Origin of the sequence: Algibacillus agarilyticus (assembly GCF_003286125.1) — a bacterium.
Lineage (GTDB): Bacteria > Pseudomonadota > Gammaproteobacteria > Enterobacterales > Alteromonadaceae > Algibacillus > Algibacillus agarilyticus.
In genome coordinates this window covers 60721-78951 of sequence record NZ_QMED01000014.1, presented here as the reverse complement: position 1 = coordinate 78951, position 18231 = coordinate 60721, and the positions used below count along the sequence as shown (strand labels likewise).

Below are 18231 nucleotides of genomic sequence, written 5' to 3'. Positions count from 1 at the left end.
TGAAAAACTTAATGCTTTTGCTTCCAACACAGGCAAGCAATGGATTGCATTAACCAGTGCAATATACCCATAGATGGCTGTCGCGTTACTTCCCAATTTAATTAAATCTCTCAAACTATGAGCAATCAAGAAAAATGGATGTAAATTATTTCGATTTAACATAACAGAGTTATGAAAATACAAAGCTAAAAATGTCAGGAACTATTTAATAAAACTAGACAAAAACACTCCATGACAATTATAATTTGGATATGGAGAAGAATATGAATGTCACACAAACAGTAAGTCAACAGATAGAACGAATGAAACCAGGTAAGTTATTTTCTTATCAGGATATATCTAGCTATGCCGAACACAGTGATGCTGTTGTTAAAGCTATTAGTCGAAATTCGCAAAAACTGGGTTTAGTGAAAATCAAAAAAGGCTTGTTTTATAAATCTGAAGTTGGTCGTTTTGGTCCAATGGCCCCTAAAAGTAGTGATGTTATTCACTACTTTACTTCTAATAAGCAAAGAACTGTTGGTTATGTCACAGGGCCTGCATTGTATTATCAATGGGGGTTAACTACACAGATACCTGCGGAAGTGAATATTGCAAGGTCGATAGTTAAGCGTGAAAAGGCTGAACTGTCTGGATTAAGAATAATCACAACGCCTTCTAGATATAAGAAAGTATCAAAGAATAATATTCAAGTGCTGCAATTTCTAGATGTACTCAAAAATATAGATAGAATTCCAGATGCGGAAATTGAAGAGGTGGCTTCAAAGTTAGCTTTACGTCTGAAAAGCCTTTCGTCAGATAAAATAAAAGAAATGGAAAATATTGCCGTTGAGGCATATACAGAAAGAACAAAAGCATTACTTGGCTCTTTTCTGGAAACTTATTTAGACTATTTCAGTGAAAAGCTACATAAATCATTAAATCCAACATCCAAATACAGTTTTTCATATTTGGATAAATGGAAAAATGCTGGCAGTCACTGGCACCTAACGTGCAATAAAAAATAAAAGGAATACAGTGTGTTATTACACAAAGACAAAAAGCTCTAGAGGAAGCTATACGAGCAACAGCACAACATTTATCTTTACCAATAGAATATGTCAAAAAGACTACTGGTATGCCAATAAAATCATTGAAAACGGATGGTCTCGACAGTCTTAAAGAGCGAAAGATGGGTTAAAACTTAAACCACGTACTTTTAACATTAGCATATTGGTGCAAGGCCAATATTGATTTGTCTTTACCCATGCCCGATTGCTTAATACCGCCAAAAGGTGCAGTCGCATCATCTTCACCCCAAGAGTTAACATGTACACTACCTGCTTTTAATTGGTGTGCAACGCGATGAGCCGTTGAAAAATCATCACTCCATACACCAGCAGCTAACCCAAAAATCGTATCATTAGCCACGGCAATTGCCTCAGCTTCTGATTTAACGGTTATAACAGCAACAACCGGACCAAAAACCTCATCCGTGGCAACGGTCATATCATTAGTCACATTGGTTAATATAGTCGGTGCATAATAGGCGCCATTAGCAACCGTTTGTACAGCATGACCACCCACTAATAAATTAGCGCCTTGCTCAATCGCTGAATCGACATAATATTGCACGCGCTCAAGGTGTTTATGACAATGAGACGCGCCAACTTTACTCTTAATATTTAAAGGATCGCTAGGTTGATACAAAGCCGCTTGCTCAATCAATAACGGTAAAAACTCATCAACTAGATTTTCTTGTATAATTAATCGCGAAGCAGCTGAACAAATTTGACCTTGGTTAAAAAAGACATGCCGAGCGAGCGTTTGTGCGGCAAATGGTAACTGACGACAACTATCCAATACAACAAATGGGCTTTTACCACCACATTCAAGTGCAAGGCGTTTCATATTAGATTGTCCCGCATACTGCATTATTTTTTTACCGGTAGGCGTTGACCCAGTAAAAAACACACCATCTACATCCATATGTTGCGCCAACGCTTGCCCCGTTTCAGCATCGCCAGGCACAATATTTAACACACCAGCAGGAATGCCGGCCTCTAAAGCGAGTTCACCTAATTTAATTGCTGAATAACATGCTCTTTCAGCTGGTTTTAAAATCACTGAATTCCCCATTGCTAATGCCGGTCCAATTTTCCAAGCAGCCATAATCATGGGGTAATTAAAAGGCACTACACATGCAACAACCCCTAGCGGTTCATGAGTCACTGTGCCCATTGCGCCGTCTCTTGAAGGTGAGCAAAGGTCATATACTTTATCGAGCGCTTCAGCAAACCATCGAATACTATCGGCACATACAGGGATATCATCAAAAACCAAATTTTCAATTGATTTACCCATTTCAAGGCAATCCATTAAAGCGAGATCCGCCGTCGCTTGATCAATTAACTCAGCAAAGCGCAATAAAATATTCCGGCGTGCTTTAAAGCTCAATGCTGCCCAGCGTTTATCCGCAAAAGCCTGTCTAGCCGCAGTAACAGCAAGATCAACATCATTTTCATTGGCGATCCCAACTTTAGGTAGCGCTCTACCATCAACAGGACTTATTTTATCGATAAATTTATTTGAGGTCGTTAAATGCGGTTCGCCAGCAATAATAGCGTGGGTATTAGGTGAAAATGCGGCTGCAAGGTCATGCCAGTTTGTATCGTGCATATTAAGTCTCTAAGCAAGGTTAGTTGTATGTAATTAAAACGATATATCAATAGTACAGTTGGAAGTATAGCGGGGTTCATTAAAAACGTTATTAATCTAATTGTAAATAAAATGTAAAAAAAATAAAGCAAAAAAGCCGATCTATTAAAAGATCGGCTATTATTTATAAAAAACAATCAATTTGAGCTGTGCCGAAAAGACACATTTTAGCCTAAACTGACTTTTTAAAATGTATACCTAGCACCTAAACCAAATTCACGAGAATAAATGGCAGAAGAAAAGTTAAATAACTCAGGCGTATCTTCTCCGTAATGGTTTTGGTATTTATCATCTAAAAGATTACGCGCATCAAACGATATCGCTAAATTTTCAGTAACATCGTAGTTAAGCTGAAAATCTACGCTTTGCTCTGGCAAGCTCCAAAACTGCAACGGATTAGCGAAAAATTTAGCCTCATCATGAGTATAAAACTTTTCACGCCACACATAAGATATACGTATATCGAACAACTCTTTATCATAAATACCTACTACGCTATATGATGAATCCGATACCCCCGCCATTTTAGACTGAATAATATTTTTAACCGAGCCATCGTCATTATAATCTTTAGTTGATTGTGAAGAATCTAGCTGCGTATAACTTGCTTGCACACCTAAACCATCAAGCACTTTTGGTAAGTCGGTTGGAAAATAAACTAAACCGATTTCAACGCCTGATAACTCCCCTTCAGAATCATTAACCGGAGCATTAAGAATATAATCACGTTCAACGTCATCTTCACCGGTACGGCGTACAATTTTAGAACCGTTTAACACGATACCCGATAATTCACGTTTAAATACCGCACCGTAAACTGAACTACCCGCAGCAAAATACCATTCAAGCGATAAATCGTAGTTGGTTGATTCAACCGGTTTTAGATCCGGATTACCGCCATTACCCGTACCATACGAAACGCCTTCAGTTAAAGGGTCGTACCAAAACTGAGTTGAATTTAATGCTGTAAATTCTGGCATACGCAAGGTTTGTGTATAAGCAACACGCCCGACTAATTCAGACGTAATATCCCAATTTAAAGAAAAACTCGGTAATAGTTTAGAGGCTTCACCAATCGCACTCGACGTGCCAAAGTTCATATCTTGCTCGTAATTAACGTAACGAAGACCCAGTTCACCGGTAACAACCTCACCAAAACGATATTGCGAAGTTAAATAAGCCGCATAAGAGGTTTCTTGAATATCAAACGTTTGCTTTTCAGCTTCTCGCTCGTAACCAATCACAGAGCGCATCGCGTCACCATTGGCAACAAGATATAACCCGTCAGCCACTACGTAACTATCAAACACATCAGCACGACCAAACATGTAATCTTGCACCGTACGAAAATAACCTTCGCTGGCCGCACCTTGAGCAATTAAAGCAGTCGAAAATTGATCTGCGGTCATCGAAATAGGCGAACCACTTTGCTCACGAATATAATTTTGCGCACCGCGTTTTTCACCTTTAAGACCCCATTTAATGTTATCAATGAAATCAATGTCAGGTGTCCATTCCGCATCCATAGTCAAGGTGATCGAATCACCTTCACCAGTGCCACTATTATCATAAACCGTACCGGCTAACCAATTAGCGGTGTCAGCCATATTCGACTCATCAATATTAGCGGTGGCCGGATCATCCCAAAAAGCGATAGAGGGCGTGCCATCACCAGCATTAAAGTTAACATCTAAACCGTAAGCCTTGCGATCAAACCGTTGAGCTAAAAATTCTGAGTGAAATTTAGATTGCTGAATAAGTAATTCAGTATCTAACGTAAAGTTATCGGTTGGCATCCATTTGGCACCTAAAGCGTATAAATAACTATCGGTTTTACCCGTTGATGCATCACCACTTTGGAACCCATTTGGCGCATATACCTGACGTGAATTGATGACATTGGTGCCCTCAACAACGCTTGGTGTATCAATTTGTAAATTGCCATTATTACCGCTTTCTTCAAAGGTATTTGTGAACCACATCGATGTTTGCTGCTCGTTGCGATAACCGGTATAAAAACCTTCAGCTAATAATTCAAGTTCATCAGTTGGCGCCCATTGTAATGAAATATTAAACGCAGGACGTTCGCGTGTTGATTCCGCGACATTACCAAAAACAGCATCACGTGCTAATAAATATTCAACTTGTTCATCACCAACATTAAGCGTAGAGCCCGCAGCCGATGGTAAACCATTAGTTAAACCCGCTGACCAATAACCGCTAGCAGGACCAAAATTCATAATTTTATAAGGTTGATGTTCAGAAGGTGAATTAGCCGTAAAATAAGGAAATGCGGCCCCTGCAATCATGCCATCATCACGTGTGTTTGAACGCATAAATGAGAAGTTAACCAACGCACCAAACTCACCTAAATCTGTATCCCAACGGTTACTCAATAATGCACTCACGTTAGGATCAACCGATTTGGATTGGTCAGCATAATTGGCTCGTGTTGCAAGTACCACTTTTGAACCATCAAAATTAAACGGACGATGGGTTTTAATATCGATTAAGCCGGCAATACCGCGCTCAACCTGACTGGCAGAACGTGTTTTATAAACATCGACCGTCGATAACAAACTAGCCGGTATATCTTGAATCGCAACTGAGCGCCCCGTGCCCGTAAAAACATCACGACCATTAACCGTGGTGTGAACATCATTTAAACCCCGAATCGATACGGTACTGATCTCTCCGCCGCCACGACCTGTTACTTGCACACCCGTTACACGCTGCAAGGCTTCTACAACATTATTATCAGGAAATTTACCAATATCTTCAGCGACAATAGAATCAACAATTTGCATTGCAAAACGTTTATTATTTAAGGCTTTATTTAAACTTCCGCGAATACCTGAAACTTCAATAACTTCGATTTCTTCAGCTTCATTTTCGACATCTGCCGCAATCGCTTGTTGCGCAGATAAGGTCAGTGCCGCAGCAACTGCCGTTGTTATTAATGAACATTTAAACATAGTGTTCTCCACTCTATTCTGGTTACTCGAACCAAAATGATTATATTCGTGACTTGATTCAGTGTTTGAGGCAGAAGCCAAATGGCTTCTGCCTCTGCTTTGTGGTTATGATATTTTTATTGCGCTAGCTCGCTGTAAAGCTCAGTAACCTTGTCTGCTGGGATGGTTTCGTAGAAGAACTTAAGTTCATCAACGGCGCCGTTATAAGGCGTATCCCAGTAATTCACCCCAATACCCCATTCGGTAGTCAAACCAAGAGAGAACAAGTTAGGGAAATCAGTACTTGATAGCTTAGGCTCACCATTTAAATACACTTTAGCGTTGGTACCATCAACCGTGACAACTAAATGAGTCCAGCTATTAGCAGGGATCACTTTTTCACCAAAATTAAAGTCATTCCACCAAGCGCCATTACTCGCCCAAATGGTTGATGAATTAAGCGGGCCGGCAGAATCATTATTGATTTGAGGCACAAAGCTGATCCAACGACTAGAATCTGATGCGCCAAATAACGCAGTGGTGTAATCCGTAATGACGGTTGGTTTTAACCATACAGAGATAGAGTATTGTTCTGACGTAATTAAATTGTCAGGTAAGCGCACACCGCTAGTACCGTCTAAGTTTAACGCTTGACCAACCACACCATCAGTGAACGAAATATTGCCACCTGTATTACCGATGCGATCTCCGGTTACCTTACCCGCAGCCGCTACCGCGTCAAATGCGCTTAAGTCACCTTCAAAACTGTATTCTGCTGGTGCTAATGATTTGACGATGACATCAAAGGTTTTAGTCTCAACAAAACCTTTGTAGTTAATTGTTGCCGTTAGGGTAATTTGCTGATCACCTTCTGCCGGAGCTGGCTGCGTTACGATCGCTTGACCATTTTTAATCACAAAATAATCGTTAGCGTCAGCACTCCAGCTAATACCCGATACAAAAGGCCCCACTCGTGGTAATTCAAAGCTCGATTTAACGGCTGACAAATCGCCTAAATCAAGTGCATCTTTAATAAAACCGGTAAATTGTGTAGGGTCTGTTAAGTTATTAACCGCAGCACCGTTTATATCTAAGCTGCTTAGCTCGTAGTCATAAACGATCAACTCATCAACTAAACCTTTGTATGAAGGATCCCAACCGTAGCCAGTTCCGAGAGCAATATCGCCACCCGTTGCACTAAAGAAATCAGGGCGCGGCATTGAACCCGCTAACGTACCATTAATATAAAGCTTCAACACACCTTCACCATACGACAAGGTATAATGCGTCCAATCGTTATAAGCTGCATTGCTGCTGGTTACAATTTGATTCCATAAATCAGCGCCATCATCCGCTAAATAACGGCTCCAAAGCGTAGTGCTAGATGTAAACCAAACATTTTCTGGTGCGAGCGTCATCCAACGGTCAAAGTTATCAACCGGCGATAAGAAAATAGCCGGTGAATGCACTGCTAACTCTGTCGGATTGCTCCAAAATGCAATGGTATAAGCATCTGATTTAACTAAATCTGATGGAATTTTAACCCCTGTCGCACCATCTAAACTAAATGCGTTACCGGTTTGACCAGCCGTGTACGCTTCGGTCCCCCCCGCCACTTGCATGTTAGCCGTGGTCACAGTGGCATCAGCCACACCCGTTAAGCTACTGCTAACGTTGTTTTCAAATTTATAATGCGCAATCGCATTTTTAAATTCAGGTCGCGCTTTTAAAGTAACCGTAAAGCTCTTGTTAACCATTTGACCGTTTAACGAGATCGTCGCGTCTAACGTAATGGTTTTATCGCCGCGATCAGGCGTTGGTATAAAAACAGAGCCCGTATTACTGATGTAATATTCATCACTGCTTTGCCAGTTAATCGTCGCGCCGTCTTTAGCTTGAGTCGGTAAGGTAAAATCAACATCGGCTACCGTTAGTTCACTCGGAATAACTAATGCGGTTTGAATATCTGATAAGGTTGTGCCTGTGGCATCAATCGGATTAACCTGACTCCCCCAAACGGTAGAACCATCTTTAGCCAATAATGAAAAGGTCGGCACGAGTTGGTCACGACCATCATCCCATTGCCATTGCACTGTACCCACGTATCGACCAGAAGCGAGTTCTAGGCTAATATTTTGAGGGTCAAGCATAAACCAAACGCCCGGATCGCTCCCAGTAACTGAATGATCCTCATTTAATGCAATATGACCCGATTTATTAGCCACGGTATTAACTTCGACCCCGTGATTAATAAATTTGTAGTAACCCATGACATCATCAACCGCAACCACATTATCACCGGCTAATGGCACATAACGTTGTGGTGAAGCGACTAACCAACCATCTTTGTTGACAAACATTTCATGTGTGCGAACTTGATGAGCCTCTGGGTTTTCAGGAAATTTAGATGAGTTTAAAGGAAAGCGAGTATGCGTAACCAGTAAATGACGACCAGTTGCTTCATCAAAATAGGCTGAATTATGGCCTGGCGCTAAATAACCCCAAGCTGGAGCCGTTTCGCCAATCTCTTGCGTATATTCAAAACCACCCATTAATTTAGCACCAACAGCTAAACCTTCACCGCTTGCTATATCGTTGCCTGCCGGATCATAATAAGGGCCTTCAGGGTTTTTAGCCCGCGCCATTCGGATGTTATAACCTTCATTAGCCGCAAAACCAGCAACCGACCACATCAAGTAATAATATTCACTTTCAGGGCTATAAAAGGCAAATGCACCTTCCATTGCACGGAAGCTTCCACCCACTAGATGTTTACCATAGCCTTGACCGGCCTCGGGTTTACCTGTTGTTTCATCTAATGCAAGAACAAAAATACCACCAGAATAAGAACCGTAAACCATCCATAATTTACCCTCTTTATCGTAAAATGCGGTGGGGTCGATAGCGTTCGGATCAACATGACCTGCCCAAGTTACCTGACCATTATCAAGTGGGTATTGCGCAAATTCAGGGAATACGCTTGTCATCTCAACAACAGCATTACCCTCGCCATCAACCACTGCGTTACCCGCATCATCGAGTACCGGGATCGTATTACCGTTACTATCAAGAACGGCTTCTTGTGTACTGCGATAACCAGAGCGTAAAAAGACACCTTTATCAATATAAGGCCCTTCAATATTATCGGCTTCTGCTAAGCCTAAATAAGAGCGATTCCAACAAACTTCATCAACAACATCGGTTGTGTCTGGGTTATCTTGTGCACAATGATTGTAATAAAACCAATATTTACCATTTGGCGCTTTAATTACATTTGCCGCCCAGTTACCCGTAAAGCCATCAGTCCATTCGATGCCTTCGGCAATTTCAGATGTGTAAGTATCAAATAAAGGGCTCCCATCAACCGTTGCATTACCTTCAAGAACAGAAATGTATTCCCAGTTAATTAAATCGGTTGATTTAGCCGCGGCTAAATGCGACCCAAAAATATAATAATGCTCACCGTCTTTAATAACAGAAGGATCATGCACGGCAATATCATCTACGTTATTAAAATCAACATTTAGCGCTACGGTTGGTTTAGCAGCCTCTTTAACGATCACAGGTGCTTGTGTGGTAGCCCCTATGTCGCTTCCACCTGTGCCACAACCTGCTATACCAAGCAAACTCATTATGGCGAAAGCAATTTTTGATCTATTCATCTGTGTCCTCGCATCTTTTAATTCTAATTATGCATACCTAAGTTGTATCAAAATGCGCATTCTGCCGATTGAAACACTTAGCTATATCTATTCTAGCGTTAATTTTGAACTGCACTTTTTATTGTATAAAAACATGTACCCAAACGCATATGGTAATTTAATAATACTTTTTAATATTTGTCAAAGATAAATGACAAAAGTAAATGCAATGTTAACGATTTTATTGTTTTATTTTTAATCTATAAATTTAAGTTTACGCCATTTATAAAGAGTAAAAAAACAAACAAAACCCACCTTAAGCAACTGATATTTAACATGTTTAGCTATATAGATCAAACCAGTTAAAATATAAAAGGCACGCACAACGCTGCCTAGTAAAAATAATAATTAAAAATATAAAAATTTATACCTTTAATAATTAGTAATACTTAATTACTATATAAATGTTAATTAAACGTTAACATCAATATATAAAACAAGTGTCTCTACAGGCCTTTAATGGCGGGGATATAACAACAATAACTAACAATTCAAATGGAAAATTTATGCAAAAATATAATCTAAATCGTATAACAACGATGATCTTAGGGATAGGAATAAGCTATTTAAGCCCTGTTTCTGCGGTTACAAATGGAACTTACGTATTAAAAAATAACTTTAGCGGTAAAGTGATGGATGTCTCGGGTAGGTCCACCGCCGATGGTGCCAATATTATTCAATATCAACAAAATAATAATGACAATCAATTATGGGACATAACCAACACAGGTAATAATTTATATTCAATTGTTTCGGTACACAGTAATAAAGCCCTCGAAGTTTATAACTGGGATGCCACCGATGGCGCTAATATTGTGCAATGGAATTATTGGGGCGGTGCAACACAATTATGGCAATTAGATAACCTAAATAATGGATACTATGGTCTAATCAACAGCTTTTCGGGCAAAGGGATCGAAGTTTTTAATTTTGATACCCGCAACGGCGCCAATATCGGACAATGGCATTATTGGGCGGGCACTCCGCAGCAATGGGCATTAGAACCCGCAACCTATGTAAACCCAACCGCTAATAATGTGCAATTCAGTGATATATCCGTTCATGATCCATCGATTTATCAAACATCTGTTAATGGCCAAACCACCTATTATATTTTTGGTTCTTTTGCAGCAGCGGCTAAATCAACCGATTTAATGAACTGGACTTCGGTAGCGGATGGCGTAAACAACAATAACCCTTTATTTGGCTACAACATTAGCAATGAACTCGCAGAAGGGTTTGCTTGGACAGGCGAGCAATCACTGTGGGCAGCCGATGTTGTGCAACTAAATAATGGCCAATATGCTTATTATTATAATCAAAGCCTCATGGCAGCTCCACGAGGATACACAGGTATTGCCACCAGTCATTCAATTGAAGGGCCTTATTATAATCAAGGCTTGCTCTTAAAGTCGGGCATGTGGGGGGAAGAAAGTGAAAATGCCGGTGAAATATATGATCCCACTATTCACCCAAATGCAGTTGATCCACATACTTTTTACGATAAAGAGGGTAAATTATGGTTAGTTTACGGTTCGTATTCAGGCGGTATATTTATTCTCGAAGTTGACCCAGGTACGGGTAAACCTTATGCGGGTCAGGGTTATGGTCAACATTTACAAGGGGGCGATCACAGTCATATTGAGGGTGCATTTGTTATGCATCAACCTGATTCACCCTATTATTATATGTTTGTATCTTATGGGGGATTAGCGGCCGATGGCGGCTACAACGTCAGAGTATCGCGAGCAACTTCGCCTAAGGGTCCTTATTACGATGCTCAAGGCAATAATATGGCCAATGTAAGAGGAGATCGTAACGCGATCGCCCCCTATGGGGTTAAGTTGATGGGTGGCTTTGAATTAGCAGGCCAATATGGCTATTTATCGCCGGGGCACCAGTCTGCGGTTCATAATGCAGCAACGGGGCAAAGTTTTTTAGTTTTTCATACACGCTTTCCAAATAGCGGTGAATATCATTCAGTGCGGGTGCATGAAATGTTTTTAAATGATGATGGCTGGCCCGTTGTCGCACCTCAACGCTATGTTGAATTAAACGGGGAAAATAAAGTTGATAGTAATGACATGCTCGGACTTTATCAATTAGTTAATCATGGTAAAGACATCAATACTTCTGCTAAGCAATCTTCAACGATTGAACTCAATAGCGATGGCACGGTAAGTGGCACACATAGTGGAACATGGTGGTTGCAAAGCAATAACAAATTCCAAATAACCTTAAATGGCATGGGTACATTTGATGGTGTCGCCAGTTGGCAATGGAACAGCAGCATTAACCAGTTAGTCACCACATTCACTGCGCTTGATCAATCAGGTGTAGCGCTTTGGGCGACAAAATAGCGTATTTGTTTAAAATAATTTTATAACGTTACACAACCCAGAACATATGGCGCTTAACGATATTAATGTATGTATTTATGTACAGTTATCAAAACAAGAGTCGTATGTTCTTTACCCTTGTCTATTGTCCGATAGAACAACAATCATTCAAAAAAACACCGAATCATCACTCAATCGGTCGATAAAGCTCACACTAAATTAGTTTAAATAACAATCAGCTAAGAAATTCACACAATAAGTTGTTACTCATTTGTTGCAATAAAAAACATTAAAGCATATAGTAATACTATATTAATAATTTGGTGGTGTAATTATGTTATATAGATTAAAAAACGTCATTTTTATCGCTTCTGCCCTCATGGTATTGCTGTCATCTTACGCAAGCGCTGAAACAATAACGGTGCGCCATAACCGCATAACCGATATGGGTGCTAAAGAGCAATACCAATATGGTTTATTAAAGCTCGCGTTATCGTACGACAAGCAAAATAGTTACGAATTTGAAGAATCAACTCGCTATTTACCACAAATAAGAATGATTGAAGACATCATGTCAGACAATCTAGAAATAGCCTGGACGGGTACCTCAATTGATTTAGAAGAAAAATTACAACCTATACGCATACCTTTATATAAAGGCTTGCTCGGGCACCGTATTTTTATTATTAGAGCCGACAATCAGTACAAATTTGACCGAGTTAATTCTTTTGAAGATTTAAAACAACTCACCGCAGCACAAGAACGCACATGGGCTGATACCGCGATATTACGTAACGCAGGGATCCGCGTTTTTGGGACACGTACATACGACAATTTGTTTTATATGCTTGAAGGCGGTCGTTACGATTATTTTCCGCGCGGTGTGCACGAGCCTTGGTCTGAAGTCGCTAGCCACAGTGAATTACCTCTTACTATCGAAAAACGAATATTAATTAAATACCCTTTACCCGCTTACTTCTTTGTAAGCAAAAATAACACTCAGCTTGCTCGTGCGATAAAAACGGGCTTAATCAGTGCGATTGAAGATGGCAAATTTGACGAATACTTTTTTAACAATCCCATGATCCGTGATGTTATTCGTAAAGCAGACCTCGAAAACCGTAAAATATTTGAAATAGAAAACCCATTTATACCTAAAGAGACTCCGTTTGATGACAAGCGCTTATGGCTACATATTGATGATCTAAAAAATCACCACTCGGTTATCAATATGGCGTCAACTAATCAATTTTCAGTAACTCAAGGCTAATCACAATGAATTTACAACAATTAACGACTTTCTCTTCCAAACTACTGGTCTTGGGTTGTGTAGGCCTTTTAGTCGCTTGTAATCAATCGACTACACCCGCGCAATCTAACCAGACTTTATCAGCAGGGCTCAATTCAATGATTGAACAACAACCTTACGGCACATTACCTAACGGCGAAGTCGTAACGGAGTACACCATGACTAACAAACACGGCACATCAATGAGTGTGATCAGCTATGGTGGGATTATTACCGCATTAAAAACCCCCGATAAACACGGTGAATATGCCGATATCGTACTTGGCTACGATAAATTAGAAGATTACTTAACCGACAGTAATTACTTTGGTGCATTAATTGGCCGTTTTGGTAATCGCATAGGCGAAGGTAAATTCAGTTTAAATGGCAAAACCCACTCGTTGCCTCAAAACAATGGCGATAATCATTTACATGGAGGCCACCAAGGTTACGACAAAAAGAACTGGTTTATCACCGCTTACACCCAAGACCAACAACCCGGACTTAAACTGCAATTATTGAGTCCAGATGGCGATCAAGGTTATCCAGGTAATGCGTTAATTCAGGTCAATTATTTATTAACCAACAACAATGAACTGATTATCGATTACAAAGCGCATTCAGACCAAGATACGCCTATGAATTTAACTCAACATACCTACTTTAACCTTGCGGGTGAAGGCGACATTTTGTCACATGAATTAACAATCGCCGCGAGTAACATAACCCCCGTAGATTCAGGGCTGATCCCAACAGGTGAATTTCAGTTGGTAGAAGGGACCGCATTTGATTTCAGAACCAGCAAAAAAATCGGTCAAGACATCAACTTAAAAGACACTCAACTCGCTTATGGCTTAGGTTACGACCACAATTATGTGCTAGATAAACCAACAGCCGGCGAACTCACTTTAGCCGCAACCGTTGTTGAACCCCTTAGTGGCCGTGTACTTGAAATATTAACGCAAGAGCCAGGTATTCAATTCTATTCAGGTAATTTTTTAGATGGTCAATCTAAAGGTAAAGGCCTTGTTTATCAGCACCGAAACGGCTTTTGCTTAGAGCCTCAACACTATCCTGATTCACCTAATATTCCACATTTTCCAAGTACCATTTTAAAAGCGGGCGATACCTATTCAACAAAAATGATTTATCGCTTTAGCGTAAATAAATAACAACCTAGTGACTGAATTTCGATCCGGTAGCTTATATTGCGAGTCAAACAAAAAGTGGGGATACACTCACACGTTCTGACTCATCAGTAAGGCTCGTAAATAAGGTCACCATAATAAAAACACACACACTCACATCCCCCGATGTTTGCGAGCAAAGCTTAACGGCCTGCTCGCTTTTTTTTACATCGTAAATATAAAGTATAAAAATTAGGACTTTTCATGCACATAAAACAGTTAATTATCATAAGCTTAATCGGGCTTATGCTCGGCTGTAACGGAACAAACAGCCATACATTAAATAGCCCCAATAACGAAATAAAGTTAACGCTGACTAATGAAAATGGCGAATTACACTATCAAGTCAGTCATAAACAAACCGACGTGATCGAAACATCTGAATTAGGCCTAACCCTCAGTGGGTATGAATTTAGCCAACCGCTCTCTATTGTCAATAAAACCGATGTTAAGGTCGTCAACGATCACTACACCTTATTTTCAGCTAAACAACACGCTATAAACTATCAGGCTAATCAACAAACTTGGTTAATAGAAAACAAACAAAAACAACAACTTGAATTAACGTTTAGCTTATCAAACGATGGCGTCGCTTTTAAATACACCGTTAAAGGCAAGCCCGATGAAAAATTACAATTTATTGCTGAGCACACCAGCTTTAACTTTAAACAAGATGCGATAGCATGGTTACAGCCAATAGCCGAAGCGCAAACAGGATGGGAACATACCAACCCATCATATGAAGAACATTATGAGGTAGCGATCCCCGTTGGCACCCCCTCACCTTCACCAGCCGGTTGGGTTTTTCCCGCGTTGTTTAAATCAAATGATACATGGGTCGCCATTAGCGAAGCGAATATGCATGCGAATAGTCATGCCTCACGTTTAAAACCGGTATCAGTAAACGGCGAATACCATATTGGCTTGCCCATGGCCGCTGAAGTCTTTAAGCAAGATGGCTTATTAGGCAATGGTGTACAAAATTACGTAACACCTTGGCGTATTTTAGCGATAGGTGATCTAGCGACGGTTGCCGAATCAACATTAGGCACCGATTTAGCGGCACCTCAAATAACAATGAATACCGATTTTGTAAAACCCGGTATCTCATCATGGAGCTGGGGGTTACTTAAAGATGATTTCACCACCTTTGAAGTACAAAAAGCGTTTATTGATCATGCTGCCGAGATGGGCTGGCAATACACATTAGTCGACGCCGATTGGGATCGAAAAATAGGCTGGGATAAAATGGCGACCCTTGTGCAATACGCGGCCCAAAAAAACATCGATATAATCGTTTGGTTAAACTCTGCCGGTAACTGGAACACAACGCCTTACACCCCTAAAGATCACTTAACAACAGCAGAACGTCGTCAACAAACCTTTAGCCGTTTACATAAAATGGGCGTTAAAGGCGTAAAGATTGATTTTTTCGCGGGCGATGGTCAATCAATGATTGCTTATTACCATGCCATTTTACAAGCAGCCGCAGAGCATCAATTATTAGTAAACGTGCATGGTGCCACACTCCCTCGTGGTTTAAACCGAACATATCCACACCTGATGACAGCCGAAGCGGTTAGAGGTTTTGAGATGATCACATTCTTCCAAAATGCCGCAGACAAGTCTGCTAGTCATTCAACCATTTTGCCATTTACACGCAATTTGTTTGATCCAATGGATTTCACTCCCATGGCGTTCAATGATATTCCCAATGTAGAACGTAAAACGACGAATGCACTCGAACTTGCACAAAGCGTGTTGTTTGTATCGGGTATTCAGCATTTAGTCGAAACACCACAAGGCATAAAAAACATACCCTACTTTGTTAAAGATGCACTCAATAATTTACCGGCCAGTTGGGATGAATCTCGTTATATTGCTGGCACGCCTGGTAAATTAGCCGTGTTTGCACGTCGGCAAGGTGAACGTTGGTATATAGCCGGTATTAACGGCGAAACCCACGGTAAAACATTATCACTCGATTTAAGTTTTATTAACGGTAAATCATTACAAGCCATTACACGTGGCACAACAGATCGCAACTTCAAACGACAAATGATCAAGGCGACAGCCGATACCCAGATAACGCTAACGGGCAACGATGGCTTTTTATTAATCTCACAATAATTCATAGTTAATCCGAGTTTACGCGCTTATAAAAACGATTAACATTGCGTAATATAGTCTTCTCGCTCAGGTTTTATGGTTCATTGTCAGCGCTTACTCGCCCCAATCACATAATAGAGCATATGCTCATGGGGTCTCGAAGCTTGCCTGCATGGATGCAGGTAAGGGGCGAGAGCAGGACGCGGTAGCTTTGACGGCTTTGCTTACATGGATGTAAGTACTTCGGTTTCGTCTGGAACGAGAAACCTGCCCCTAAAAACCGATCGCTTTGACTATAGTAAAGCCTCAACGCTTAGTTAAATGGCAGGCAAGATAAAATAATGAGTCAGTATTAGCAAACTAAAAAGGCCTCACTACTTTTACGTAGGAGGCCTAAAAACAAGTATCAACTACACTCGTTTTCCACATTCACTTTCTGTATTAAAAGCGATTAGACATTGTAGGTAGTTGAAGCGGTATCGCCTCCTCGACCCGTCCAATTTGTGTGGAAAAATTCGCCTCGTGGCTTGTCTGTACGCTCGTAGGTATGTGCGCCAAAAAAATCGCGCTGGGCTTGTAGTAAGTTTGCCGGTAAACGCTCGGTACGGTATCCATCAAAATAAGTTAATGCGGCACTTAAACAAGGTACCGGTACGCCATTAGCAACGGCTGTTCCCACCACATTGCGCCAGCTTTGCTGAGCATCTAAAACGGTGTCTTTAAAGTATGGATTAAGCAAAAGGTTAGGTAACTCTGGGTTATCATCAAACGCTTCTTTAATTTTACCAAGAAATGCAGAACGAATAATACAGCCCCCCCGCCACATTAAGGCGATTGCACCGTAATTTAAGTTCCAATCAAACTCTTTAGCCGCTTGCTGAAACAGTACATAACCTTGAGCATACGATACAATTTTTGATGCTAACAACGCTTTGCGAATATCGTCTATAAACGCTTTTTTGTCACCCGTAAAATGGATAGCAGGGCCTTTTAATACTTTTGCAGCTTCGACTCGTTCGGCTTTTTGAGCGGATATGCAACGGGCAAATACCGCTTCGCCAATGAGTGTTAATGGCACACCTAAATCAAGCGCCGTTACACCGGTCCATTTACCCGTGCCTTTTTGGCCTGCGGTGTCTAAAATATTTTCGACCAACGCCGAGCCATCTTGGTCTTTATAAGCAAAAATATCGCGCGTGATCTCAATTAAATAACTGTCTAATTCAGTTTCATTCCATGTGGCAAAAACGTCATGTAATTCATCAGCCGATAAACCCAGTACTTCTTTCATGAGTTGGTAAGCTTCACAAATTAACTGCATGTCGCCATATTCAATGCCATTGTGAACCATTTTTACAAAATGTCCTGCGCCAGCATCGCCAACCCAATCACAACAAGGTACGGTGAGTTGCCCCTTATCGTCGGCTACTTTAGCTGAAATCCCCTGAAAAATAGCTTTTACGGCCGGCCAAGCTTCAACGGCTCCCCCTGGCATAATGGATGGACCTTTTAAGGCACCCTCTTCACCGCCTGATACACCCGCACCAATGTAATAAATACCCTTAGCGTGTAACTGTTCAGTGCGTCGATTTGAATCAGGGTAGTGTGTATTACCACCATCAATAATAATATCGCCAGCATCAAGGTGCGGAACCAATAGTTCGATAAAATCATCAACCGGTTGACCCGCTTTAACCATCAACATGATCTGACGAGGAGAAGCTAATGAATCGACAAGCGCTTCTATACTGTCGGCACCTCGAATACTTTGACCTTCAGCACGGCCTTTTAAAAAGCGTTCTACTTTGTCGTAACTGCGGTTGTATGCCGTTACAGTAAAACCTTTGCTCGCCATATTGAGGATCAGGTTTTCACCCATTACCGCTAAACCAACAAGGCCGATATCTGACTTATCTTTCATTAAAATTTACTCCAAAACAATTTATAACTTGTGTG

9 protein-coding genes are annotated in these 18231 nt (G+C 40.7%); 5 read left to right on the top strand and 4 right to left on the bottom strand.

Annotation, left to right across the window (positions count from 1 at the left end; translation table 11 throughout):
• Positions 1-263: 263 nt before the first annotated feature.
• Complete coding sequence (locus tag DPX34_RS12275; protein ID WP_111978722.1) at positions 264-1007, top strand: DUF6088 family protein; 744 nt, start codon at positions 264-266, stop codon at positions 1005-1007.
• A 169-nt stretch (positions 1008-1176) separates the two neighbouring features.
• Here the strand turns inward: DPX34_RS12275 and DPX34_RS12270 are convergent, their stop codons facing one another.
• The 3 genes from DPX34_RS12270 to DPX34_RS12260 all read right to left on the bottom strand — a co-directional run bounded on the left by DPX34_RS12270 (position 1177) and on the right by DPX34_RS12260 (position 9313).
• Entirely contained in the window at positions 1177-2658 is a 1482-nt protein-coding gene (locus tag DPX34_RS12270) for an aldehyde dehydrogenase family protein (protein WP_111978721.1), read from the bottom strand.
• A gap of 224 nt (positions 2659-2882) precedes the next feature.
• Positions 2883-5672, bottom strand: a complete 2790-nt coding sequence (locus tag DPX34_RS12265; RefSeq protein ID WP_111978720.1) for a TonB-dependent receptor — start codon at positions 5670-5672, stop codon at positions 2883-2885.
• Between the two features lie 116 nt (positions 5673-5788).
• Positions 5789-9313 carry a LamG-like jellyroll fold domain-containing protein gene (locus DPX34_RS12260; protein ID WP_111978719.1) on the bottom strand — a complete coding sequence of 1175 codons (3525 nt, stop codon included), beginning with the start codon at positions 9311-9313 and terminating at the stop codon, positions 5789-5791.
• A 545-nt stretch (positions 9314-9858) separates the two neighbouring features.
• On the opposite strand from DPX34_RS12260, the gene DPX34_RS12255 reads away from it, so the two are divergent.
• The 4 genes from DPX34_RS12255 (at position 9859) to DPX34_RS12240 (ending at position 16296) form a co-directional block, all read left to right on the top strand.
• A complete protein-coding gene (locus DPX34_RS12255; protein WP_198673698.1) occupies positions 9859-11712 on the top strand; it encodes an RICIN domain-containing protein in 1854 nt (617 codons plus the stop codon).
• A gap of 313 nt (positions 11713-12025) precedes the next feature.
• Entirely contained in the window at positions 12026-12961 is a 936-nt protein-coding gene (locus tag DPX34_RS12250) for a transporter substrate-binding domain-containing protein (RefSeq protein ID WP_111978718.1), read from the top strand.
• 5 nt (positions 12962-12966) lie between these two features.
• Positions 12967-14151: an aldose epimerase family protein gene (locus tag DPX34_RS12245; RefSeq protein ID WP_198673697.1), complete on the top strand. Its 1185-nt coding sequence runs from the start codon at positions 12967-12969 to the stop codon at positions 14149-14151.
• Positions 14152-14370: 219 nt separating this feature from the next.
• Positions 14371-16296 (top strand): glycoside hydrolase family 97 protein, encoded by a 1926-nt coding sequence (locus tag DPX34_RS12240; RefSeq protein WP_111978717.1) that lies wholly within the window; start codon positions 14371-14373, stop codon positions 16294-16296.
• Between the two features lie 430 nt (positions 16297-16726).
• Here DPX34_RS12240 and gnd read toward each other — a convergent pair whose 3' ends face one another.
• A complete protein-coding gene (gnd, locus tag DPX34_RS12235) occupies positions 16727-18196 on the bottom strand; it encodes a decarboxylating NADP(+)-dependent phosphogluconate dehydrogenase (protein WP_111978716.1) in 1470 nt (489 codons plus the stop codon).
• Between the last annotated feature and the right edge of the window lie 35 nt (positions 18197-18231).

What these genes read in the sequence shown, in the direction of transcription:
- DPX34_RS12240 (WP_111978717.1), top strand. Translation starts at nt 14,371, where the DNA reads ATGCACATAAAACAGTTAATTATCATAAGCTTAATCGGGCTTATGCTC.
- DPX34_RS12245 (WP_198673697.1), top strand. Translation starts at nt 12,967, where the DNA reads ATGAATTTACAACAATTAACGACTTTCTCTTCCAAACTACTGGTCTTG.
- DPX34_RS12255 (WP_198673698.1), top strand. Translation starts at nt 9,859, where the DNA reads ATGCAAAAATATAATCTAAATCGTATAACAACGATGATCTTAGGGATA.
- DPX34_RS12250 (WP_111978718.1), top strand. Translation starts at nt 12,026, where the DNA reads ATGTTATATAGATTAAAAAACGTCATTTTTATCGCTTCTGCCCTCATG.
- DPX34_RS12275 (WP_111978722.1), top strand. Translation starts at nt 264, where the DNA reads ATGAATGTCACACAAACAGTAAGTCAACAGATAGAACGAATGAAACCA.
- DPX34_RS12260 (WP_111978719.1), bottom strand. Translation starts at nt 9,313, where the DNA reads ATGAATAGATCAAAAATTGCTTTCGCCATAATGAGTTTGCTTGGTATA.
- DPX34_RS12265 (WP_111978720.1), bottom strand. Translation starts at nt 5,672, where the DNA reads ATGTTTAAATGTTCATTAATAACAACGGCAGTTGCTGCGGCACTGACC.
- DPX34_RS12270 (WP_111978721.1), bottom strand. Translation starts at nt 2,658, where the DNA reads ATGCACGATACAAACTGGCATGACCTTGCAGCCGCATTTTCACCTAAT.
- gnd (WP_111978716.1), bottom strand. Translation starts at nt 18,196, where the DNA reads ATGAAAGATAAGTCAGATATCGGCCTTGTTGGTTTAGCGGTAATGGGT.